The organism is Ferruginibacter profundus, assembly GCF_054783275.1.
The window spans coordinates 634,703-659,818 of the sequence record NZ_BAAGQW010000001.1; the positions used below are offsets into that span (position 1 = coordinate 634,703).

The window sequence follows — 25,116 nt, forward strand, 5'->3', positions numbered from 1 at the left end:
ATTGAGTATTTCTGTTTCTAAAACTTACACCAATTGGAACAGCCTACAAATGCATATAAGATCTGCATACCAACCGCTGATAATTATAGCGAATCACTTCTTGCGGGAAGTCTGGTAAGTTGTAGCAAACAAAAAAATAAATTATAAACACATGAACATCTTATCCAAAAATTATTCTTGCTATTTAATAATCATGCTTAAATAATGTAGAAATGAAAATAATCAAAGTTTTCTCATTAACCATTGCTTTATTCCTGTTTTCTTATGCCGGTTATGCACAGTTGGGAAATTTGTCCAATAAAGCAAAGAACGCTGTAGTAAATAAGGTAAAAAGTACATCCGGAAAAACAGAAACTAATACCGGTAAGGACACCCAAACCGATAAGCCGGCAGATGCAACAACTGCCGCTGCAGACAAAAAGGAAAATAAAAATATAAATGCAAAAACAATGACAGACCAAAACATCACTATAAACAAAAAATATTTTCTGTATGAAGACATTATGATGATTCCGGACGCCACATTTTATTTTTCTGATAAACCTTTTGGCAACAGCCACGAGGGAGCGAAAACAAATTTCAAATCAAGCGGGTTTATCTATGGCCGTTTAGAGCTGAAGAACCAGACCATAGAAGAAGCTTTTAAGCTTAAACCCATAGGTAAAAATTATTACGTGATGCTTTCATTTGGGGTTGTAAAAGGCAGCGAAGGCAAATATGCACAGGTTAATAATAACGCTGTAATGCTTAAACCCGATGAGATCAAGCAAACAGCTTTCAACTTTGACGTTCTGCCCGACCCGGCCAATGCCACTACCGGTATAGGAATGAATTATGAATATGGTTTTGATGCAATGCACGTTATCGGCGGGCCAATGTACCAGATCATTGACCAGAATAAATTTCCCGATAACGGCGACTATACCATCCAGCTACAGTTTTACTTTAGGCCTGTAGATGGCTGGGGAAATGGGTTGCCCAACTCCAGCGACTGGCCTGGTGTAGAAGGTGCATTTCATTTCAGTTTCAACGCTGGCGATGTAGCGGCAATAAAAAAGAATTTTACAGCAGTATACCAGGCAATAAAAACAACCGCGTTCATGTTACACGCTATGCCCGACTGGTGGCCTAAAACATCCCGCAAATTACCCGATGCAATGCTTAGCCCTGCAGCATTGGAGGATATGATAAAAGCAGAGTTAAGCTCTTCAGGAGATGCGCTCATTAAGTTTGTAGTGGCCAATAACAGTCCTAATACAACCTGGATCATTCAAAAAAATGACCTGGATGTGCCTACTTATCAATTACTGGCAGAAAATGTTTATACGATCTATAAAAGAGAAGGTAAATGTTTTATAGGGGATGTCAGTATAGCAAAGGATTATCTTGGCGGGGGCAAATACGGCAAGCCTTATGTACGCAATGTAAATGTGGCAACCAGCGGATACGGAACTGCTATTGATTGCAGCGTAATAAAATAAAATTCAAAAGCTATTCTCATGAGTCAGGCAATGTTACAACCAGGAGAAACGGCGATCGATACCTGGGCTATTTTTTATTCGCCATCGGCAGAAAAAAAATTCAATGGAAAACTTACGGTTACCAATAAGCGATTAATATACCGCACGGTGTATGATGCGGCATATAATCCTGCTTCTTACCATGTTGCGTTTGATAAGGAAGATAAGGATATCGTTTTTTTGATTGATAAAGCTGATATAGTCCGTGTGGACACACAAAAAAGTCTGCTGGCAAAAAAAGTTATACTAACCCTTTCCGATGGTTCAAAGCACGAGTTTAATTACGGTGTAATGAGCGTGGATAAACTGGCAGATGCGATAAATAGTTAAGTTTACCGGCTTTGCAATTTCAATCCGGTACCACAGCCTATTGATTACCGGTAAAGGAGCGAAACAATGTGCAACAGTCTGAGGCAATGACGACTGGCAATAAAAAAAGCCCGTGTTCATGCTGTTAAATAAAAACTTTTGAAATTATGAAAAGAATAATTTTTATTTTCCTTTTCTCCGTTGGGGCAGTGAGTATGGCGCAGGCGCAATTGTTGAAGGTGCTCAAAACAAAAGCAAAGACTGCTGTTGACAATTCAGTTGACCGGTCCACCAACAAGGTTGTAGACAAAACCATCAATAGCCCGGCAGACAATGTGACTGATACGGTATTAAACAAAGCAGGGAAAAAAATACAATCTCTTTTTAAAAAGAAGGATAAAAAAAATAGGGTAACCAGTGATACTGCTCAAAGCAAAGTGCCACTTACCGATACTGTTGCAATTAAACCCCCTGGTCAAAACTAAGCAGATTATATCTTAAAATAAATTGCTGACGTCAGCAAAATTATTAACGACTTTCTGTAAACGTACCAAATGTTATTCGTCATCAGATAAATTTAAAAACCATGAAAAAAATATTCTTTTTTCTTCTCCCTTGTTTGTTTTTTACAGGTATTCACCAGGCAGCAGCACAGGACCCATATATGCGGCTAAAGCAAACCGCAGGGCAAAATCCTGTACTGAAGCAGAACCTGCGGGAGGTGACCATTCCGGAATCTGACAGCAGACGCAGAGTAGAAAAAAAAGCGCCTGTTGCCTTCAGGCCAATTGAAATGGTTGATAAAAAGGGGAAAAGGATAGACCCGGATGAAACTATCACCGTTAATGACAGAAATGATAAGGCCAAAGTGGTTTTTGACAAATTGAATGAGATTGAAAAAGAACAGAATGCCCAGGGTTATTCTATCAGGAATAAGGAGTCGGCATTAGTAATCGATATAGTTACACCTTCTTCCGAACTGGATGGAAGGGTACCGGAAATGTCGAAAAGCATCAGCCCGTTAAGATCAGAGAGCGATCTTAAGATGCTTTCGGCTACTACCAAACAGGTAAGCGGCGTTACGCTAAACCCTTTTGGGCAATACAACAATGCAGAGAAAGAAAAGCTGGAGGATACGAGGTTTGCAGTAAATGCTTCGGGAGTGTTATCCGCATCAGCTGCGGCATCTGCTGGTGGTATTAAAACAGCGAAACGGTTTCCGGTTACCGGAGTTACAAATCCCAATAAGAACCTGACCTTAAGTACCGGCAATAATTCTTCATCGGCTGCCTTGAAAGTGATCGATGAAACATCTGCAAAGGACTGGTCGTTTGGCATTATGTCAACTTTTAAAGCTGGTGTGGAAGTAAGCCTGGTGCGGCATGCTAAAATTTATCCGTTTAACCCGGAAAGCCCTGGAAAAAGTATGTCAGAATTCAGGGTAAGTGCCAATGCTAAAGTATATGGGGGGCTCTTTGGCAATTCGCTGGATCTTTTATCAGGAGGAGTTGAATTTTATGCGCCTTCCGATTCCACCAAACAGATGTCAGCCAAAGCACAGATCCTCGTGGCAGGTATTACTATCCTTAGCATGAATGAAAGCGTTACACAGTCAAAAACGTTTAGCAAATCCAATGCAAGATCTGTTGATAAATCTTTCCCGGTAAATATGCCTATCTGTTGCGGCATTGGCTTTAGTGGCAAAATAGGCGTAAAAGGAGAGGTGGGTCTTAATTACAATGGTGGCGTTTACCGTACTGTTGCAACTTTGGAAGCCGGCCCTGTAGTAGATCTGAAAGGTTATATTGAAGCCGGTGTATCGCTTGGCGGAGTGGCCAAGCTTGGTGTAGGAGGGGAACTCACTTTTATACATGGCAATATACCTGTTAGCAGTTATGTGGGCATCTGGTCTCAAACCTCCAGCCAGATTGTTGTTGGCTATAACTATTATATGGGTTACGACCTGAGTGTATTAAGCGGCCGCCTGTATGGTTATGCTGATGTTTGTGTTCCGGTAGTGGATGCATGCCATCGTATAGGACAGGTTAATTTTTTTACATGGGGTGGATTTAAAGCATCCGGCACCATTGTGGATGGCGGCAGTAATTATGTATTAGCTAATCTGTAAACCAGGTGTTCATTCCTGATGTTTTTTCATGCGAATAATACTTGTTTCAATAATGTTATTATCTGCACCTATGGGTAGCTGTTATAATAGTAAACCTGTTTTTTTTGATAGTGGAAAAGCCGGAGAACAACTTGTCTATTCCTACACCAGCGAAGGCACAGGGTATAGCGATATACAGATGCTTTATAATACAGACTCTACTGTTAAGGCACAACCCTTTTTTTTCAGATCTTCAGTACAAGTGATAGGCGTGAATATTCAATGTAATATAAAAAAAACAATCCTTGGTGCTTCAGGTGACAGTATGCATGTGTGCTTTGAATTAATACAGCCTTATGTAAAAATTGAAAACAGTACTTTGCCTGTAGATGCAGGTATGATCATAAAAGAAATGGCACTGCCTGTTTTTGCAGATATGACCATTGCAGGTAATATACTGTCTGTAAAGACAGACACGGCCGTATCTTATTTAACAGCAGGTATTGTAAAAAATATACTCAGCAATACGCAGGCGGTATTCCTTCACGGCGCAAAGAATAGCTGGCAGGTAACTGAAGAAAATACTGTTGGGTTATTTAAAGCAGATTATAAGGTAGTTCACCAGGGGAAAGACAGTGTGGAATACACGAAAATAAATACCGGGTTTATAAAAATAAAATCAGCAAAAAAAGGACAAAAGTTACTGCCCGACAGTAAAACCACGATCGTTACTACTACATCCGGCACAGTTCAAAGAATACAAACGTCAGAATCAATTGTTACTTTGTTTGGTGCAGATACCATTGTTGCTTCGGGAAGTAGTATGGAGTATAAACTCTTATCAGTAAGAACCATTGGCCAACAAGACATATCAGCTTTTAAACAGCTTGAACATTCGGGAAGATACCTGGCACCAGTTGCATTAAGCGATCCTATTTCAGACGAAGAGATAAACAGGCTGGCTTATAAAAATACGCTTGCTGAAGACAACCTTGAAACTTTGATGCTGAAGATGAGAGTAATGAAAATGCATGATAAGGAATATGAAAATGACCTGGCTAAAAAATTCAGGGCATTGGCGTGGCTTTCTGAAAAAGATTGTATCAAAATGGCAGCAGTACTTAAGGATGCAGCGCCGGGGTCTGGGATGTTCAGGGTGATAAGTCGTGCTATGGCTGCTGTTGAAACTTCTTTTTCCATAAATGAACTGGCCTTGATAATAGCAGAGCGTGGAAATGACGAAGCGGTGATGACTGAATTACTACCGGTATTGGCCACCACACCAACGCCAACCGGAATGGCGGCTGACATTGTTAAAGAACTGGCTTTTACCAAAAGAACAAATGCCTTCATTACTACAACAGCCCAGCTTACCCTGGGTGGCATGATAAAAAACCTGGCGCACACAGATAAACAAAAGGCAGATGAATTGACAGATGTTGTAGTTGAAAATATGAAGAACAGCCAGGATACACTTCAGCAATTGCTCGTGTATGGTAACACGGGCGCTTACCGTTTGTTGCCGGCCTTTGCTTCTTATATCTCCAGTCCTTTAGTGTCGGCTGAAATACGAAAAGCTGCAGTTTTTGCAACGAGGCTTATCGACAATGAAGAAGTAACATTGCTGCTGGGGAAACTGTCTGTAGATAAAGACACTGTAATATCAAAGACAGCTAAAGAAACGATTGAATTCAGGAGTCAATATTTAAACAGGAATCTGTAAAAATAATTTTTTAGTAATGAATTAATAATTGTTGGTTACGAAACGGAGTATAAATGTTTCTTAAGCGTATACATACCTGCTGCAATGAAAACTTTTATGCAAAATTCCGTGTAGCGATAAAAGATCTTAAAAAATACAGTATGAAAAAATACTTTTTATTGGCAATCTTACTTTTCCTTTTTGGAGGGTTAAAAGCACAGCAGGAAAAAACCAAAAGTACTGGTGTAATTGAGCATAGGGAAGGGAGTAGTCAGGAGTTGAAAAAGCAACAGAAGCAAGTTAAAAATGAAACGCAGGCTTTTCCAAGCCCGGTTGATAGCGCCAGGAGTGCTGCTAAAATGAAACCGGCTACAGGAAGTCAAAATATTCCCAGGCCTGTTGACAGTGTTCGTTTAAGAGGTGTTGTACCGGATCGCATGAAGACTACTAATAGGAGTGTTGACTCTTTACTGAAATTCATTAAAGGATAGTTTGCCAAAAAAAAACTACAAACAACAGCAGGGGATATTGAAGCTGCAGGGGATGGCGAAACAAAAAGCATGCATGATTATACCCGATGATGTAACCGCAATATTATAGGTGACTATAACAGGGGGATCAGTATTTTGTTGATATATACAACGGTGCCAGAAATTTAAAAAAATATAAGCAGTTCTTATTATGGAAAATGCAATGCAATCAAAATTTGTTGTAAGGGGATTAAAAGTATATGGCAGCGATGAATGGATGGCCGATGGCAGTAAAAAATACCGGAGTGTATTTGATCGCTATGAATTGAGTTACATTTTTGTGGAATTTTCTTTTTTTAATAAATTGTTTGATGAAGAAGACTGGGAGTTGAACGTTACGTTGGAGTGTACAACCAAAACCTCCAATCCCACAAAACTTTGCAGCCGGCCGCAAACCCGTACAGTAAGTAAAACTGAAAATATTATTTACATACGGGAAAGCTGGGGCACTTCTTTGCCCGGAGATTACTGGAGGACCGGCGATTTTTCATGGAATGTAATAATAGATGATAAGGTAGTTGCCGAAACAATTTTTCATGTAGAAGACCTTGGGCCGGATGCTTTTACCGGCAACGGATATATTGCAATAGCATCCATGAAATTATTTGAAAGTGAACCGACGATAAACGCAGATACAGAAAGAAAAAACTATAGCATATTTAAAAAGGATGAAACCCGCTATGTATGTGCCGAAATAAAATTTAAAAGCAAGACAGAAAAGGGTTTTTATGCAGAATTTTTCTTTCACTATTTAGATAGCACCGGGTTGTTCAAAGGCAAGTCATCAGAGTTAATGTATGTGCAACCCAATACGCAGGACCGTACTTATGCTGTCAGCAGCGGATGGGGTAACGCAACCCCCGGACAATGGGCAAATAATTATTATAGTGTGGAGGTGTATTTCATGGAAACCTTAGTTGGAAGCCAGGCCTTTCAAATGGGTGATAAATGGGAAGAGGGGAATGGAACAATGCAAAAAGGGAAACCGGGTAACGCAGCAGGCAAACCAATGACGGCTGCACAAAATGATACCACATCCCTTACACCGGAAGCCATTTTGCACGAAAGCCTTGCTGAACTCAATGCAATGACGGGGCTGGCCAATATTAAAAATGATGTAAACGAAATGGTAACACTGGTAAAATTTTACCAGGAAACCGGTAAAGATTTTCTCCATAAGTTCTCCCTGCATTCTGTTTTCACCGGTAACCCCGGTACGGGTAAAACTACAGTGGCAAGGCTGCTTTCACGCATTTACACCGGAATGGGTATTCTGGAAAAGGGGCACCTGGTAGAGGTGGACCGGGAAACATTGGTGGCAGGCTATGTAGGGCAAACGGCTACCAAAACAAAAGAAAAATTAGATAAAGCGCTCGGTGGCATTTTATTTATTGACGAGGCTTATTCGCTTGCAGGCAGGGGCCTTTCAGAAAATGATTTTGGCAACGAAGCCATTGCTACCATTTTAAAATATATGGAAGATAACCGCGGCAGGATAGGCGTAATAGTGGCCGGCTATCCACACAATATGAAGGATTTTATAGACAGTAATCCCGGACTACGCAGCCGTTTTGATAAGTATTTTCAATTTATGGATTATACACCTGAAGAAATGTGGAGCATTACTACGGCATTGTTTACTGGCGAAGGTGTATCGCCGGATGAGGAGGCTTCGGCACACCTGAAAAATTACTTGATTTGGTTGTTTGAAAACAGGGACACCAACTTTGGCAATGCACGTACGGTAAGGCAGATAGTAGCGGAGTGTGTAAAGAATCAAAACTTACGGCTGGCTGTAATGCGCAAAGAAGACCGCACACCCGAAATGTTGAGTACGGTAATTTTAAGTGATGTGAAAGAATTTGATATTAATGAGCTTGAACGACAGAAACAAGGCCAGCAAAGGAACATGATAGGGTTTGTGCATTCAAATAAATAAAACTTGCTGCTACATGATGAACAAAAAGAAACAAGCTTGTAAATGTCTTCATTCAGAGGAGTAAAACCGGCACTTACTTAGATGCGTTCCAATTGCTGATTTTTTTATCTTGCAGCTGAAAGCAGCAGTTAAAACAAGGGCATGACAAATAACATTAAATATTTTCTTTTCACACTCCTTTGTGTAGCTGCGTTCCTTGCGGTCAGGCATTGGATGGATCGTAAAAGAGAAAAAATACAGGATATAGATATTGTACGCTCAGATATGTATGATGGCGATTCGCACCTTGGAACATGGGCGCAGAAAAACGGTAACGTATTGGTAACCTTTCGCCTGAAACGTGATGGGAATTTCAGTTACGAGATAGATGAGGGTACGTCGAAAGATCCTGTTAAATATGCAGGGAAGTATATTATACAGGACGCCGTTGCGGGTAATGATAGTTGGCAATATTCCCGCCTGGTAGCAGTGAGCGATAAAGGCGATACCATCATTAATCATTTTATAGAAACTACCTATGCCACCAAAAGAAATGTAGATGTACTCAGCCTGAAAGCCAATACGAACTCCGATTCAACTACTATGCTTTTTTATCGTGTAAAGCAATAACATAAACTATGCATTGCCTACCTCAATATTTTTTTCTTATTGTTTTATTTGGTTTGACGGCCTGCGCAAACCCCACCAACAAGCGGGCCGTAAGTATTGACGAATTGGATAGCATACAGGCGGAAGACAGATCAACCCTTGAGCAACTTGCACCGAAACAGGATATGCTCAACGCTGCAGCGCTGGTGCAACTTGCAGAATGTAATGATCTGTCCTGTGTGCAATTGTTTATGAAAAACCATACTACCGATTTTGTACAAGGGTATAAAGGCGAGTTTAATGCGGCTAAGAGCATTACCATAAGGGATAGCTCTGGCAACGAGTTAACAATGCCTGCCTCCACATTTTACGTGGATGTAAACCCACAGGCTTCATGGCGTACAGCCCATACCGTACATACAAAAAAAATGGCTGATAGTTTACTAAATGAGTTTAAAGAACTGGGTTTTGAGCCTGTTGATAAAGACCATTTACCTGCTATTGATAGTAAGGATCGTTATGTTTCCGAAAGATATCCCGGCACTAGCCTGTATGTTACACCCAGCTTCCATCCCTGGTATTTTAAAGGGCTGTACAAAGATAGCGTTACCTGGCTATGCTATATATTTGAGGTTTATAAAAGCAAATAGTGAATCGTTACTACAGTACAGGGCAGAAGATATTCCTCTTTGTTTTGTGCTGAAATTCTATAAGCGTAATTCAGATACTACATTTAAAATCAACGTTGCAAAGAACCGGATTCTGCTTCGATGAGTAAGAAAGTGCACATCGGAATTTCATAGTTTGCAATTTGACCATATCTTCCGGCATAAGATTTGAACCGGCAATAGCTATAGCTATAAATAATAAAACACTTGATTCTTTAAGATAGACTTTTATTTGTTAAACTATAAGATCAACTCTGCTGCTTAATGTTCTGATTTTGCAAACTACAGGCAGTAAATTGCTTTGAAAGGATAGTAACTCAGTAGTCATTTTCTATTCCCGGTGATACTCAAAACTTATCAGCAAGACAAGGAATTTCAGTTTAAAAGAAAGATATAAAATAAGCGGAGTCCTTACGCTTCTTCGTTTCTGCATCAAAATCAAATAATTCATTTGCTAAATAAAAAATGGTGAAACACTTTGAGCCTCGTTTTTTCTCTCCAAATGCTATTGCAACAAACATTTTATAGAGTGTAGCTACACAAACTATAAAATGTTATTGCAATCGTGGATCCCGATCTTAAATGCAGCCCGATATAAAAGTGCCGGGGATGCTATTCACCCTGTTTAACTTTTAATACGAGCGCCGGTATAAGCCCGTGCGCTTCACTATGAGTTTTAATAATTGAGCTTGAATCTTTTGCCTGGGACAGGCAAATCACGGTACCTTCTTTTTCATCTACCCAATAGTTAATAAAATTTACACCAAATTTGTTTTGTACCGTAAGATCTTTTTGATGTGCAGCCGCTACATCCTTTGCAGTTACTTTTCCGGCGCCCAGGTAATGAATATCCAGGAATAAATTCTTTTCGCTGGTCAAGTCTGCATATTGGCCATCTGTTACGCGGTAAACATGTGCAGGTAGCAGGCCATGAGCTTCGGCATGTGTTTTTACAATTGATTGCGTGTCAACGGCAGCCGATAGACAATACACAAGCCCTTTATCTTCATTAACCCAGTATTTAATAAAATGTACGCCATGTTTTTTTTCGGCGATCAGATCTTTGGCATGAGCCTGGGCCACCTCATCATATTTTACTTTGCCAGGGGTTAACTGATGAACATCTATGTAAAGATGTTTCCCTTTTGTGTTGATAATTTTGTCTTTTGTAGTTGTTTGTGCAATTCCTGCAAACGGGTGAATAAAGATCATGCTGGTCAACAGCCCGAAGAAAATTTTCATAATTAATAAGTTTTAAAATAATAAAGTTTGATTTAATGCACAAAGCAACCTTTTGTTTTCCTTTGACGTTTAAGGTGTTTTCCCTATTTTGGAATAATTATACTCTATTTTACAAATTGCGATATGGAGCTGATAGAAAGAGACGGTTTTTTAGCGTTGCTGCAAACACACTTTAAAAATATTGAAGCGGGGGAAGGGCATTGTGTATTGGTGAGTGGGGAAGCAGGTATTGGTAAATCTGCTTTGGTAAAAGTATTTTGTAAGGCACAAAAAGAGTATTGCAATATTTACCAGGGAGTATGTGATTCTTTGTTTACCCCAAGGCCCCTGGCACCATTGTATGACGTAATGTGGCAGGTAAACCACAATGTTGAACCCGGTGGCCATCATGTTGAAGAACGTTCGGCTTTATTTGCAGGTTTTTTTCGTGAATTAAGTAATCAGAAAGAAAAAATAATAATTGTTTTTGAAGATATACATTGGGCAGATGAGGCCACACTTGATTTTATAAAGTTTTTTGTAAGGCGTATTACTCAATTACCCTGCCTGTTCATTCTTACCTATCGTGATAATGAAATCCATTCCCGGCATCCTCTTAGGAATGTTTTGGGGCACCTGCCTCCGGATTCTTTCACCCATTTGCAACTTGCACCATTATCCAGGGAGGCAGTTGAAAAAATGGCTCTCGAAAAAGGGTATAGTGGCGAGGATGTTTACAAAATTTCGGGCGGTAATCCTTTTTATGTTAATGAAATATTAGCAAGTTATAGTAAGGGGATACCTGACAATATAAAAAACGCAATTCTTTCTACATATAACAGTGCTAAGGAAAATACAAAACTGATTTGGGAATTGCTTTCCGTTATTCCTTCAAGTTTTGAAATAAAATATCTCGAAAAAATTGAGCCTGCCTATGCATCGGCTATTGAAAATTGTATTAATACCCATATTCTTATTATCAACGAAGGGCGTATCTATTTTAAACATGAATTGTTCAGAAGAGCAATTGAAAGCTCTTTATCGCCGCTCAAAAGGATTTTTTTAAATAAGAGGATACTTGATCTTTTCCAGGATAGGTTTGAGCAAAATGACGAGATAGAAAGAATTGTTCATCATGCAAAAAATGCGAATGAATATGAAAAAGTGGTTCAATACGCTCTTTTAGCGGCCGGGAGTGCGGCAGCTGTCGGCGCTCATACAGAAGCATCGAAATTGTATTTATCTGCAATTGAATATTACCAGGGAAATGACAAGCATTTTTTGATACAATTATATGAAGCCTATGCCTATGAGTGCTACCTTACCAACCAAACCAAAGAGGCCATAATTTACAGCAGCAAAGCGCTGCCATTATTAAAAGAAAATTCGGATAAAGAAAAAATCGGGAATTGCCTGCGTTTTTTATCATGGCTATGGTGGATCAATGATAACCTGAAAAAGGCTGAAGAATTTGCGACACAATCCATTGAAGTGCTCGATAATCAGCCTTCTTCCCGGGCAAAAGCAATGGCCTACAGTAATTTATCACAGCTAAAGATGTTCTCCGATTTACTTGACGAATGCATATACTGGGGAGAAAAAGCCATTGCTATGGCAAAAGAGTTATCTGATAATGCGATCCTTTCGGATGCATTAGGTAATGTAGGTTCTGCACAGATCAGAATCCCTGCTCTTCACCAAAAAGGAGTTGAAAAACTTGAACTAAACCTTGGCATTGCATTACAAAATTCTTATCACGAACATGCTGCAAGGGCATACACCAACCTTGCGTACAATGGAATTATTATTAAGGATAATGAACTTGTAAAAAAGTATTTAGAAGCAGGTATTCGATATTGCGAAGAGAATGACCTGGATTTATGGGTTATATATATGCTGACAGTTAAATCAAGACTAAAACTGGAAACAGGCAACTGGAATGAAGCCTGCGATGTTGCGGAGATGCTTATGAAAAATGGAGAACAGACTAAACTTATTGAAATTTACATCCTTACAGTTTTGGCAACGGTTAAGATGCGAAGAGGTGATAATGAAGGTTTGCTCAATATTCTGACAGAAGCAAAAAGTAAAGCATTTGAAACGATGGAGCTGCAAAGAATTATCCAGGTAATGACAGCCTTTTTGGAATATGAATGGATAACAGGACAGCAGTTTATTGACGAGGAAACTATCGACAGTACGATCAAAAGGACCGAAAAAATGGGGAATATATATGCTAACAGTGAATTCGCATTTTGGTTGCTAAAGGCAAGAGGTCAGCATCTTGCACTTGAACATATGTACGAAGGCTATGAAACAGGCAGTGTATCAAAAGCGCAAAAGGCTGCTGCGTTGTGGAAAAAGAAAGAAAATCCATATAATGAAGCACTTCTTTTATTTGAAGGAAATGAAGATGATAAGCGAAAGGCGCTCACAATTGTTCAGGGTTTAGGTGCCGATGCAGTACATGAAAAAATGAAATCAGAAATGAGAACTGCGGGAATTAAAAATATCCCACGCGGTATAAGAAAAACTACACAGTCAAACCCTTTATTTTTAACCGACAGGGAATTAGATGTTTTACAATTGCTGAAGGAAAGCCTGCAAAATAAAGAAATTGCCGGCCGGCTTTTTATATCCGCTAAAACAGTTGATCACCATATATCTTCTATACTCTTCAAACTGGACGTAAACTCACGTACAAAAGCAGTAAGCGAAGCGCTCCGGCTGCAAATCATAAAATAGGTAATCTCTCATTCTTAAATAGGGCACTTCTCTGTGATTAAACAGTAGAAGTGATGGCAATTTTGTGGACATATGCATCACAAAAATTATTGCAATGAAGATCATGGAATACAATCCTGAAACCTGGTTTATTGAAATGATTGCCAATTGCCTGGCAGAAAAATTTATCAGGCCCTTGTTTTTATTAAATACCGAAAAAAATTATGCAGCTTATGTGGGAGGATTAGCAGAAATTCTTGATTGGGCAATTGAGTTCTACAACTGGTATTATGAAATGCTAATTAACCGGGAGTATTTTGAGCAACCAGGTGAGGGCAAATTTAAAACTGCTGATCTGAAAAACCTGATTGTTGCATTTGGAAATGAAAAGATGGAAACTTTTAATATTGAATATGCAAAGCACACTGCTTACTTTATTGAGAAATTTTCAACCATTGAATTGTAAAAATGTTAGTCGTTCTGATCAAACATACCGATACTGCCCTTTAATGATAAAATAGGGAATCTGATCTGATAAATAGGGGAAACATCTTACAGCAAAGAGAGGCGGTTGCCACAATTTTGTACTCTTAAATCATCATTAAAAATTTAGGTATGAAAAAATTTGTTGTTGAAAGAAACCTGCCTGGTGCCGGAAATCTTTCTAAGGAAGAATTGCAGTCAATTTCTAAAACTTCATGTGAAGTTATTAACCATTTAGGCAAACCGTATCATTGGATACAATCTTTTGTTACAGGAGATAAAATTTATTGTATTCATGTGGCAGAAAGTGAAGATGTGATAAGGGAACATGCCAGGTTAGGCAAATTTCCAATTAACACAATTGCAGAAGTAAAGGCAGTAATTGATCCGGTAACAGGTAATGGTATCTGATAACTGGTAGTAATTATTTTTTACAATAAAAAATGCCATAAATATAAAAACAATAAAGAAACAGGACATGAAAAGGATTTTATTATCGCTAATACTTATGATGGCGGTTGGAGTAACTACAGCACTTGCGGATGATGAGATTGTTGTAAATCGTAAGGTAAAAGAATCTTTCCAAAAAGAATTTACCGGAGTTAACGCAGTACGATGGAGTGACCTCGGAGACTACCAGGTTGCAATATTTGCTTTCGATGGCCATATGGTGGAAGCTTATTTTAATTCGGAAACCGGTGAGCTGGAGGGTTGTGCACGGTACCTGATATTTGACGAGTTACCATTGGCAGTGATGAAAACATTTAGCAAAAATTTTTCCAGGGCTGATTTTATAAGTGCGCTTGAAATTTCCAATGCCGAAGGTAATTTTTACAGGTTAATATTGGAAACACAAAACAAAAGATACAGCATAAAAATAAGTGCCGGCGGAAATATATTGCGTAAAGTTAAGATTACGCAATAATAACGAGTGAGTGTTAGCCACCATGGCAGGAACCAGAGCCAATAGCCGCATGTGCCTGGAAAGTAGTGACACCTGCAAAACTCCTTTTTCTTTACTAAATACGCCTGCATTAAAAGTGTTTATTGTAAGATTAACATCATGAGATTTCAGGTGTAGAAATTTAACACAGGTACCTGGTATATATCATCAGCTAGGGAATTGTTTTTTTTAAATAGGGAATACCTCTGACAATAGCAGCAGGAAGAATGCAGAGTTTTGCAAAATATTATTCAAAATTGAAAATAAAATTTTATGCGTACAAGTATCATATTATTAGCTATATCACTTTCTGCTTTATGCACAGGGTGTAAAAAAAATCCTGTAAAAACGGAAGTAACTGCCCAGACTTGTGATGGTATTGATAGCCGGTTTGCAACCAAGGTTTTGCCAATTATGCAAAATTCCTGTGCTACAAGTGTTGGTTGCCATGGCAATGGAAGCGGCAATGGCCCTGGTGCACTAACCAATTTTACCCAAATCAGTAATGCTGCAGCAGCGATAAAAAATGCAGTTGTTTCGGGCGCAATGCCACGGGGAAGCAGCTTAAGTGCACAGGAAAAAAATACTATAATCTGTTGGGTAAATAGTGGTGCTCCTGATAATTAATCAAACAAATTAAAAAAGTGAGTGGTTTATTGAGCCGGAATTTCTTTGCTGATAAATTTTCTTGCAACAATTAATCCATTTTTAAAATTTAGATGTAATGAAAAAAATATTGTCTCTTATTATGTTCACGATGTGTGCAGTTAAGTTCAGTGCTGCACAAAATGTAGGAATTGGTACAACCACTCCTTTAGAAAAATTACATGTAGCTGGTAATATAAAAGCAGATACACTTAAGCCCAATGCCGTAAAAATTACTGCCAACGCCGGTAATGGAAAATTACTTACCAGTGATGCTGCGGGTAATGCAAGCTGGCAAGAAAATAACACCACCAACGCTGTTGGCGGAGTTGGCTTTGGTAGTTGGGGCGATTGCAGTATGAATGGTATTGCTGAATACTACCCCGTAACTGACTCGGCTGCTGCAGAAAGAGATGGCTTTGGAGCCAGTGTTGCAATGTCGGGCAACTTTGCTATTGTAGGCGTTCCCGGTGTTGGAACGATAAGAAAAGGATATGCTGCCATTTACCAGTTTAACGGAACTAACTGGATACAAACACAGCATTTAACCGATCCCGGTAGTACAGCAAATGATAATTTTGGAAACAGTGTAGCTATTTCGGGCAACTTTGCCATTGTAGGAGCAGCAACAGACAGTGTTGGTGCAAATGCCAATCAGGGTGCCGCTTTTATCTTTCAATTTAACGGAAGCAGTTGGGTGTTTATGCAAAAAATAACCGACCCCGGCGGAGCCGCTTCGGATTTTTTTGGATTCAGTGTAGCGCTATCTGGTAACAATGCAGTAGTGGGATCAGTAGTAGATGATATTGGTGCAAATACCGATCAGGGCTCAGCAAGTGTTTTTCATTTTAATGGAAACAACTGGGTGTTTGTGCAAAAGCTTACCGATCCCTCAGGGGCGCCGACAGATGATTTTGGAAGCGGCGTAGCAATTTCCGGCAATTTTATATTGGTGGGTGCAAGCCAGGATGATATCGGAACAAATACCGACCAGGGTTCTGCGTGCTTTTTTAAACTTACCGGCAGCAACTGGGTATTCAATAAAAAAATTACCGATTCAACCGGCAATGCAAATGAAATTTTTGGTATTACGGTATCACTATCTGACAATTTTGCGGTAATAGGTGCACCTTCTGCTAATGGTGTTGCTAAAGGTGCTGCAATTGCCTTCAGGTTAAACGGGGGGTCGTGGGATTTTATGGATAAATTAACTGATCCCACCGGCGTTGCACAAAGCACATTTGGAAATAGTGTATGCGTATCCGGTAATTACCTGGTAGTTGGAGATGCCTTTCACGAAAATGCCGCATTTGGTAACGTAATAATTTATGACAGGATAGGTTTACAGTGGCAGGCACTGCAAAACGCAAAAGATCCGCAGGCCCGCTCATTTGATAAGTTTGGTAACGCGGTTGCAATTGACGGGGCAAGCAAGCGCTTTTTAGTAGGTATGCCGGCATACGCACAACAAAGTGGCAAAGCAATTTTTGGAAAGATAAATTAGATTTTTCCGGGACCTTCTTTTTAGGTTTATTTTTTAAGTGTTCCATCTTCTATGGATAATTAAGTTGGATATACTGAGCCTTTTCTAAATCAAAAAAAATACTGCATTAATCATTTAGTGTAGAGTAAAGATAAAAGTATGCGTTACAAATATTTATTGGCCGTGGTAATAAGCATAGTCTTGTTGTGCTGTAAAAGAAATAAAATAGACGACAAACCTTCGCCTCCGGCGCAACCGAAGCCGTTAGTATTGCTGAAAGAAATTGCGATTCCATTTTTGCCTTCTCCTTATTACCATTTTGAATATGATTCATTGGATAGAGTAAACTTCGTATCCTTTGCTTCGGATCTCACCAGGTATGACGTTGTTTATCAGGGCGACAATATCAGGGAGATGAGAAATAATATTCTTGTAAACAAGGATAGACTACAATATTTCTACGACAATAATGGCAGGGTAAGCAATATTAACTATGCTGATTCCAACGGTATAGTTTTTACCAGGGTTTTTCTCACTTATGAGGGTACAAGGCTTACAAAGCTGGAACGTGAAGTAAAATCAGCAGCTGGCTTTATACTTGATAAGCGGATGATATTTTCATACTATGCTGATGGTAATCTTATGGAAGTTAGCACTCATCGGCCTATGATTAATGGATCAAGTGAGCAAAACTCAACAGATCGTTATCAGCTATATGATAATAAACTGAATGTTGATGATTTTCAGTTGCTTCATTCGGAGTTCTTCGATCACTTTGTGTATTTGGCGAAGCTGCAATTACAGAAAAATAATGAGCGGATGATAATTCATACCGGAGATAATGCTGATTACCAGATAGAGTATAGCTATATATACGATAGCAATAATGCACCACTGCAAAAAAAAGGCAACGGCAAATGGTTAAGCGGCCCCATGACAGGGCAATCATTTGATTTTAAATATTTCTATTCCTATTACTAATGTGCTATGTCAAATTAATTAATAATAAACAAATGAAGTATGAAAATAAAAATGATGGTATTCCTGCTGTTGGCATCTTATAAAATTTCAGCACAGTTAACGATAACGCCGGGCGCACAATTTTTTATTTCTGGAAATACACAACTGACCTTGCTAAATACCAATATTATAAATAATGGAAGTTTTGTTGCGGGCAATAGCATAACGAGTTTCACAGGCAATGGAAATTCTACCATCAGCGGTAGCCAGCCTGTTGAATTTAACCAGCTGGAAATAAATAAAACGAATAATAGTATAGTACGGTTACAAAGGTCGATTGCTGTACAGCAAAGCCTTCTTTTTGTATCGGGTTTATTAAATCTTAATGGTTTTGATGTTGATCTTGGCGCTACCGGTCATCTTGAAGGCGAACAGGAAACCAGCAGGGCTTTTGGCAACCTTGGTGGCGAAGTATTATTTAATACCAATCTGAATGCACCAAACAATGCCAATCCTGCTAACCTGGGAATTTTTATTACTTCTGCTTCCAACCTTGGCAACCTTACAATTAGAAGAGGGCATCAGTCACAAATAAATGGTACGGGTTCAGGAAGTTCAATCCAACGGTATTACGATATTATTCCTGCCAACAATGCCAATCTTAATGCAACACTCCGGTTTAATTATTTTAATGCGGAATTAAATTCACTTAATGAAAATGCATTGGCTTTTTTTGTAAGTCAGGATAATACCAACTGGACAAGTCTGGGTTTTACATCAAGAGATACTGCCAACAATTTTGTCAGCAAAAACGGCATTGGGAATTTTGGACGATTTACTTTATCAGCTATTGGTAACCCATTGCCTGTGCGTTTACTTTTATTTAATGCACAATGCGATAACAATAAAGTTGCCATAACCTGGGTAACTGCACAGGAACTAAACAGTAGCCATTTCGATATTGAAAGAAGTAGTGACGCTACCAGTTGGGCTGTAATTGGTACCAAGCCTGCAGCAGGTGCCAGCAGCACAGCACGTAGTTATTCTTTTTCCGATGACAATCCTTTACAAAATAATTTTTATCGTTTAGCTGAATACGATTTGAATGGGAGCGTACAATACACCGGCATACTTCGCTCAGGCTGTAACCAAACTGATGAGTTCAGGCTTTGGCCCAATCCGGTACACGATAAAATGTTTATCAATATAGTTGCAGTAAACGCATCGAAAGCCAATATTAAAATTTACGACAGTAGGGGGGCATTGGTAAAACTACAGCAGGTAAATATTTTGCGTGGCAGTAACCAGCTTGCTGTTGATGTAACAACATTGGCAAAAGGTTTTTATTCCATAATGGTAGATTGGAATAGCGGACAAATAAAAAAGACAATACAAGTAGCAAAGCAATAATCAGAAAATCCGGTAAATCCCTATGTTTTTTCAACGAATATCAAATTAATTTTTATGAAAATTTTTATCACAGTGGCACTGGTCTTTACATTTTCAACTTCATTTTCGCAATGGACCAGGATTCAGCAACTGCCTCCTTCTGAAATTGCAAGCTTTTATCATAAAGGTGATACGCTGTATGCAGGGGGAAAGGGGCTGATCTATATCAGCCGCAATAATGGACTCACCTGGGATTCTACCAGTACTATTTTGCAAGCCCCCTTGGTTACAAGTATCATAGTTTATAAAAATGAGTTGTATGCTGCCGCTCCTAACAGGGGCGTTGTAAAAAGTGCTGATGGTGGTACAACCTGGCAGGAAATTTTTTCAGGCAATGATACATTGGATGTTTCAGATTTTTGCGAATTCAAAGGAGAATTGTATGCAACAACGTTCGGACAATTTATTTACAAATTAAATCCGGTTAATGGTAACAGTTGGTTACCATTCAGCAACGGCCTTAGCAGTTTGAGTTCAATTGTGAATGCTATCGCCTGCACCAGCACTACAATGGTGGCCGGTACATCCCGCAATGGTATATACGATTACCTGCCTGCCAGTTCCAATACCTGGGAGGAGCGAACCCTTCAGCCGCAGGTAAGTTCTTTTGAGGCGCCCTATGATATTACTACAGCACATGATACTTTGTTTTGGGCTGGTACTACCGGTAAATTTTTTATTAGTACCGACAAAGGTTTAAGCTGGACCCTTTTTGGCAACAGGCTGAATGCCTTTAATACTTCATTGGTAAATGCAAAACAGGCATTGCTTGCTGCAGTATACTTTACTGATTTTGTAAATTTCAACACCGTTTTTCTGTATATCAAAAAAGATTCGTTGCAAACCCCATTTCGCAGTTTTAGTGTTGTAACCGATCACTTTACCTGGAAAATTGATATTGTTGGTAATAAAATCTGGGATGCAAGCGATAAAGGTCTTTTTTTTATGTCCTTATCCGATCTGCCAGGTATAACTAATGCAGAAGATTCGGTTCCACCGATATTACCGGTACGGTTTACGTCGTTTACGGCTAACTGTCAATCCCACAAAGTGATACTTACATGGAAAACAGCACAGGAACAAAACAGTAACCATTATGATGTTGAAAGAAGTGTAGATGGTATTCATTGGACGGTAATTGGTAGTAAGGCAGCGGCAGGCAATAGCAGTGTTGAAAGAACTTATTCCTTTACTGACGATTCCCCTTTGCAAAATAATCTCTATCGTATTGTGGAATATGATGTGGATGGAAGAACATATCAGACTGATACCATCCGGTCATCTTGTAATACTACCCCAGACCTGGTAAGTGTTTGGCCCAATCCGGTACACGACAAACTCTTTATAAATATTGTTTCCGATAATCTATCGCCTGCTACTGTAGATATCTTCGATAGCAGGGGGGCATTGGTAAAAACACAAAGCACCAATCTTTTACGCGGCAGTAACCAACTTACCACAGATATGACGGTGCTGGCAACAGGTATTTATTCCGTATTGGTAAAATGGAATAATGGGCAAATAAAAAAAACAATACAGGTAGCAAAGCAATAATCAAAGACTCTGCTGATCCCTGTGATTTTTCAAACGAATAATTCGGATTTTTTATGAAATATTTAATTACACTGGTATTACTACTATCTTTTTCAACTTTATTTTCCCAATGGACAAGGGTTCAACAATTACCGGCGTCTGATGTTTTTACGCTTTTTCATAAGGATAACGTTGTATATGCCGGTGGTACAAATGTTATTTATGTGAGCAATAACAATGGACAGACCTGGAATTTAACCACTCCGATTCCGGGGCTTTCGCCGGTTAGTTCCATCATTAACAATATTATTGTTTTCAAAAATGAATTGTATGCAGCTGCACCATTACATGGTGTTTTCAAAAGCCCGGATGGTGGTGCAACCTGGCAAAGCATTAATACCGGGCTAGGTTCATCTGCAACCGTAAATGACTTTTGTGAATATAGAGGAGATTTGTATGCAGCTACAGCCGAGGATTTAGGGAAAATTATTTGCAAATTAAATCCTGTTGGCAGAAACGATTGGCTACCCTTTAGCGACGGCCTTAATACAGGTTTAATTATCACGTCCATTATTGGTAATAATAATGCACTGGTTGCCGGAACAGGTGCAAATGCAATGTATGATTATCTGCCGGCTGGTGATACTGTGTGGCAGGAAAGGTTGCTGCTTGGCCAGATCAGCCCTAATGAAAGAGTGTATGATATAATCACTGCACATGATAGTTTGTTTTTGGCAGGCAGTAGCGGCAGATTTTATATGAGTACAGATAATGGGCTTAACTGGACGCTTGCCGGCAGCAGCCTTATTTCCAATGCAGCAACAATTGTAAATGCAAAGCAGGCAATATTTTTATCGGCACGTAATTTCGACGGCATTAGTTTTAACACGGATTTTTTTTATATCAAAAAAGATTCTCTTCAAAATCCGTTTGTCAACTTCAGTATTGTACGCAATTTTTTTACCTATAAGATGGATATCGCCGGAAATAAACTTTGGGCTGCCAGTGACAATGGACTTTTCTTTATGTTCTTGTCCGATCTGCCCGGTATAACCAATGCAGAAGACTCAGTTCCGCTAATATTACCGGTACGTTTTACTTCGTTTACGGCAAACTGTCAGTCAGGTAAAGCAATACTTACCTGGAAAACAGCACAAGAGCAAAATAGCAGTCATTTTGATATTGAAAGAAGTATTGATGGTATTCACTGGACAGTAATTGGCAACGAGGTAGCAGCAGGCAACAGCGGTGTTGAACAAACTTATTCCTTTACGGACTATGCGCCATTGGAAAATAATCTCTATCGTATTGTAGAATACGATCTGGACGGAAGAGTACATCAGACAGACACCATCCGTTCATCTTGTACTGCTACAAATGACCTGCTCAGTGTTAAGCCTAATCCTGTACACGACAAGCTGTTTATAAATATTACAACCGGTAATGCGTCACCGGGTATTATAAATATTTACGATAGTAAAGGTGCATTGGTAAAAACACAAAGGGTGAACCTATTAAGTGGGAGTAACCAGCTTGCTTTGGATGTGTCAACATTGGCAAGAGGTATTTATTCCCTGTTGTTAGAATGGAATAATGGACAAATAAAAAAGACCGTAAAAGTAGTAAAGCAATAATCAGAAAATCCGGTAGATCCCTATGGTTTTTAAACAACAATGCGGATTAATAAGCCATAGCGCACAGTAATTATTAAAAAAAATCAAATGAAAAAAAATAAAATTACAGGAGCCCAGGTATGTATAGTTCTACTGGTTATTGTAATTGTTCAGCAGAATACTGGTTGCAAAAAAGCCCGATCTGAAGATACAACACCCAAAAATGAAAAAAAATGGATCGTTACTACAGTTGCTGGAAATGGTACTGCGTCGTTTGTCAATGGTCCTGCGTTATCCGCAACATTCCATTTCCCTGCTGATGTAGCAGTCAACAGCAACGGGATAATGTATGTTACAGATATCCTCAATTTCGGTATTCGTAAAATCGAAAATGGAGGAGTGTCCAATTTTGCAGGCGGTAGTGGGTTTGGTATTGAAAATGGTATTGGTACAGCAGCCCGGTTTAAACATCCCTATAGCATGGCGCTTGATACAGATGGAAATCTTTTTACATCAGATGATGATGATCCACGCATTCGTAAACTAACACCTGCACGGGGAGTATCAGTGTATGCCGGAACAGAAACACCGGGATTTGCAGATGGCGATGCCAATACCGCAAGCTTCGGTCAAGGGAATTACTTAGCTACCGATGTGAATGGTAATGTGTATGTATCAGATGCTATCAATAATCGTATTCGAAGAATAAGTGTAACCGGTGTTGTTAGTACCATTACCGGCAATACTGCAGGTTTCAGAAATGGCAATATTGGTGTTGCGCAACTATCTTTTCCAGGCGGAATTGCATTTGACCGGCAGGGAAATTTATACATAGCAGACAGGGGCAATTTTCGTATCCGGAAAATCTCCACTGCAGGCGACGTCACTACGTTTGCAGGATGCGGTAAGCCGGGTATTGCTGATGGGAATGCTGATTCGGCGAAATTCAGCATAGATATTCGTGATCTTGTTATTGATGGGCAGGGAAATGTCTATCTGACAGATAGTGATCGTATTCGGAAAATAACCCGGGAGGGTATAGTTTCTACCATTGCTGGAAGCACTGCCGGGTTCCTGGATGCTGATGGCGAATTTGCAAAATTTAATTTCCCTAATGGTTTGTCGATAGATGCGCAGGGTAAAATATATGTGGCAGATCTTGGTAACCATCGCATACGTAAACTAAGTTTTGAATAAAAATAATTATTCAAAAACAGGAAATGATTTCTTTCCAATAGCAAACTCGCCGATAGCAAGAATCGGCTGCAACAGGATGTGTAATTTTCTGCACCACGGTGCACTGGCTTTGCCGCATACACAGTAAAAATTTAAATGCTCTGCAAAGAGTTAATTATTCACAAAAAAATAAAATAGAATGAAAAGAATCTTAAGTAAAGAATGCCTTGTTGTTTTAAGTGTATTATTATTTGGTTGGGGATGTCAGAAAAGTAACCTTGAATCACCAATCACCGGTAAAGAATCAATATCAGAACTGGATGCTAAAATAGATCCTGATGATAGAAAAGCGCTGAAAGATTTTGAACAGGTAAATCTTGTTGGAGATAATAGCGAATATAACCCTGCGCATATTGATACCAACCTGGTTAATGCATGGGGGATAGCTTTTCCTGCATCCGGACCGGCCTGGGTTACATCTTTTGGAAAAGGAGTGAGTGCAATTTATAATGCTGATGGTACTTCAGCCAGGCCTGTGGTAACAATTCCTTCTCATGCAACAGCATCCGGCGGGCATCCTACGGGTATAGTGGCTAACGCAACTACAGATTTCAAACTTCCCAATGGTAATCCTGCACGATTCATTTTTGCAGAGGCTGATGGATTGATCTCCGGATGGAACGGAGGCAATGCCGCAATAAAAATGGCTGACGATTCTTCCGGTGAAGTATATCTCGGCCTGGCAATGGCTGCAGACGGAGGGAATAATTTTTTATACGCTGCTAATTTTTCACAGGGAAAAATTGATGTGTTTGATAAAAACATGATAAAGGTAAACAAAACATTTGTTGACCCTTATCTTCCACATGGTTATGTACCACTCAATATTCAGAACATTGATGGAAAGCTTTATGTAATGTACGGACAACCTGGTACAGGCGCCGACGTTATATCGCCACGAAACGGATTTGTTGATATCTATAATCCCGACGGAAGGTTTATAAAACGTTTTATTTCTCAGGGGCAATTAAACGCTCCCTGGGGAATTACAAAAGCTCCGGCCGGCTTTTTTGGGGATCGTTCCAGGACCGGGGATATATTTCTGGTGGGTAATTTTGGCGACGGCCACATTAATGCTTACAATGCCGAAGGTGAATTTCAGGGGCAACTTCGTGCCCATGGTAAGCCCATAAAAATTGAGCGTCTCTGGGGAATAGCATTTGCCCCGGCCACCTCAACCGTTGTTGATCATAATCTGCTGTTTTTCGCTGCTGGCCCCGATGGCGAAAAACACGGTTTGTTTGGCTACATAAAAAAATAATTGCTGCTGTACAAAACTTTTCGTTTACGGTTTAAATAGGATAACAGGAATAAAAGCTACCGAAAGGCGGCTTTTATTTTTATTGCTGCCAAAGAAGTGGCAAAATACATATGCTGCGGCTCAGGTATTCAATGTTTATTATTGCGGATCACCGTAAGAATAAAACAGCGAAAAACAGGCGCAAGCTGTAAAGGCTGCAAAC

At 39.5% G+C, this 25,116-nt stretch carries 22 protein-coding genes; 21 read left to right on the forward strand and 1 reads right to left on the reverse strand.

Annotation, left to right across the window (positions count from 1 at the left end):
* Positions 1–212 precede the first annotated feature (212 nt).
* The 9 genes from ACYVM0_RS02465 to ACYVM0_RS02505 all read left to right on the forward strand — a co-directional run bounded on the left by ACYVM0_RS02465 (position 213) and on the right by ACYVM0_RS02505 (position 9,345).
* Positions 213–1,481 (forward strand): hypothetical protein, encoded by a 1,269-nt coding sequence (locus tag ACYVM0_RS02465; RefSeq protein ID WP_460551952.1) that lies wholly within the window; start codon positions 213–215, stop codon positions 1,479–1,481.
* Positions 1,482–1,499: 18 nt separating this feature from the next.
* Positions 1,500–1,850, forward strand: coding sequence for a hypothetical protein (locus ACYVM0_RS02470; protein WP_460551955.1), 351 nt, complete (start codon positions 1,500–1,502; stop codon positions 1,848–1,850).
* 146 nt (positions 1,851–1,996) lie between these two features.
* On the forward strand, positions 1,997–2,314 hold the full coding sequence (locus ACYVM0_RS02475; protein WP_460551958.1) for a hypothetical protein: 318 nt from the start codon (positions 1,997–1,999) through the stop codon (positions 2,312–2,314).
* Between the two features lie 101 nt (positions 2,315–2,415).
* A complete protein-coding gene (locus ACYVM0_RS02480) occupies positions 2,416–3,957 on the forward strand; it encodes a hypothetical protein (protein WP_460551962.1) in 1,542 nt (513 codons plus the stop codon).
* Between the two features lie 28 nt (positions 3,958–3,985).
* On the forward strand, positions 3,986–5,659 hold the full coding sequence (locus ACYVM0_RS02485) for a hypothetical protein (protein WP_460551965.1): 1,674 nt from the start codon (positions 3,986–3,988) through the stop codon (positions 5,657–5,659).
* 140 nt (positions 5,660–5,799) lie between these two features.
* Complete coding sequence (locus ACYVM0_RS02490; RefSeq protein ID WP_460551967.1) at positions 5,800–6,129, forward strand: hypothetical protein; 330 nt, start codon at positions 5,800–5,802, stop codon at positions 6,127–6,129.
* A 190-nt stretch (positions 6,130–6,319) separates the two neighbouring features.
* Entirely contained in the window at positions 6,320–8,107 is a 1,788-nt protein-coding gene (locus ACYVM0_RS02495) for an AAA family ATPase (protein WP_460551971.1), read from the forward strand.
* Between the two features lie 141 nt (positions 8,108–8,248).
* Entirely contained in the window at positions 8,249–8,716 is a 468-nt protein-coding gene (locus ACYVM0_RS02500; RefSeq protein WP_460551973.1) for a hypothetical protein, read from the forward strand.
* 8 nt (positions 8,717–8,724) lie between these two features.
* Complete coding sequence (locus ACYVM0_RS02505; RefSeq protein WP_460551976.1) at positions 8,725–9,345, forward strand: hypothetical protein; 621 nt, start codon at positions 8,725–8,727, stop codon at positions 9,343–9,345.
* A gap of 630 nt (positions 9,346–9,975) precedes the next feature.
* Here the strand turns inward: ACYVM0_RS02505 and ACYVM0_RS02510 are convergent.
* Positions 9,976–10,605, reverse strand: coding sequence for a DUF4242 domain-containing protein (locus tag ACYVM0_RS02510; protein ID WP_460551979.1), 630 nt, complete (start codon positions 10,603–10,605; stop codon positions 9,976–9,978).
* A gap of 123 nt (positions 10,606–10,728) precedes the next feature.
* Here ACYVM0_RS02510 and ACYVM0_RS02515 point away from each other — a divergent pair, with 123 nt between their 5' ends.
* From ACYVM0_RS02515 to ACYVM0_RS02570, 12 genes are all read left to right on the forward strand, one after another.
* Entirely contained in the window at positions 10,729–13,329 is a 2,601-nt protein-coding gene (locus ACYVM0_RS02515) for a helix-turn-helix transcriptional regulator (protein ID WP_460551982.1), read from the forward strand.
* A gap of 94 nt (positions 13,330–13,423) precedes the next feature.
* Positions 13,424–13,774, forward strand: a complete 351-nt coding sequence (locus ACYVM0_RS02520) for a hypothetical protein (protein WP_460551985.1) — start codon at positions 13,424–13,426, stop codon at positions 13,772–13,774.
* Positions 13,775–13,923: 149 nt separating this feature from the next.
* Positions 13,924–14,202 carry a DUF4242 domain-containing protein gene (locus ACYVM0_RS02525; RefSeq protein WP_460551988.1) on the forward strand — a complete coding sequence of 93 codons (279 nt, stop codon included), beginning with the start codon at positions 13,924–13,926 and terminating at the stop codon, positions 14,200–14,202.
* Between the two features lie 67 nt (positions 14,203–14,269).
* Positions 14,270–14,716, forward strand: coding sequence for a hypothetical protein (locus ACYVM0_RS02530; protein ID WP_460551990.1), 447 nt, complete (start codon positions 14,270–14,272; stop codon positions 14,714–14,716).
* 291 nt (positions 14,717–15,007) lie between these two features.
* A complete protein-coding gene (locus tag ACYVM0_RS02535; RefSeq protein WP_460551992.1) occupies positions 15,008–15,361 on the forward strand; it encodes a hypothetical protein in 354 nt (117 codons plus the stop codon).
* A 97-nt stretch (positions 15,362–15,458) separates the two neighbouring features.
* Positions 15,459–16,883, forward strand: coding sequence for an FG-GAP repeat protein (locus tag ACYVM0_RS02540; protein WP_460551995.1), 1,425 nt, complete (start codon positions 15,459–15,461; stop codon positions 16,881–16,883).
* Positions 16,884–17,021: 138 nt separating this feature from the next.
* The gene (locus ACYVM0_RS02545; protein ID WP_460551998.1) at positions 17,022–17,843 is read left to right on the forward strand and encodes a hypothetical protein; all 822 of its coding nucleotides are present in this window, start codon (positions 17,022–17,024) and stop codon (positions 17,841–17,843) included.
* A gap of 39 nt (positions 17,844–17,882) precedes the next feature.
* Entirely contained in the window at positions 17,883–19,232 is a 1,350-nt protein-coding gene (locus ACYVM0_RS02550; RefSeq protein WP_460552001.1) for a T9SS type A sorting domain-containing protein, read from the forward strand.
* A gap of 54 nt (positions 19,233–19,286) precedes the next feature.
* Complete coding sequence (locus ACYVM0_RS02555; RefSeq protein ID WP_460552003.1) at positions 19,287–20,825, forward strand: T9SS type A sorting domain-containing protein; 1,539 nt, start codon at positions 19,287–19,289, stop codon at positions 20,823–20,825.
* 53 nt (positions 20,826–20,878) lie between these two features.
* Positions 20,879–22,438: a T9SS type A sorting domain-containing protein gene (locus ACYVM0_RS02560; RefSeq protein WP_460552006.1), complete on the forward strand. Its 1,560-nt coding sequence runs from the start codon at positions 20,879–20,881 to the stop codon at positions 22,436–22,438.
* A gap of 87 nt (positions 22,439–22,525) precedes the next feature.
* Positions 22,526–23,614, forward strand: a complete 1,089-nt coding sequence (locus ACYVM0_RS02565) for an NHL repeat-containing protein (RefSeq protein WP_460552009.1) — start codon at positions 22,526–22,528, stop codon at positions 23,612–23,614.
* Between the two features lie 178 nt (positions 23,615–23,792).
* On the forward strand, positions 23,793–24,914 hold the full coding sequence (locus tag ACYVM0_RS02570; protein ID WP_460552012.1) for a TIGR03118 family protein: 1,122 nt from the start codon (positions 23,793–23,795) through the stop codon (positions 24,912–24,914).
* Positions 24,915–25,116 lie beyond the last annotated feature (202 nt).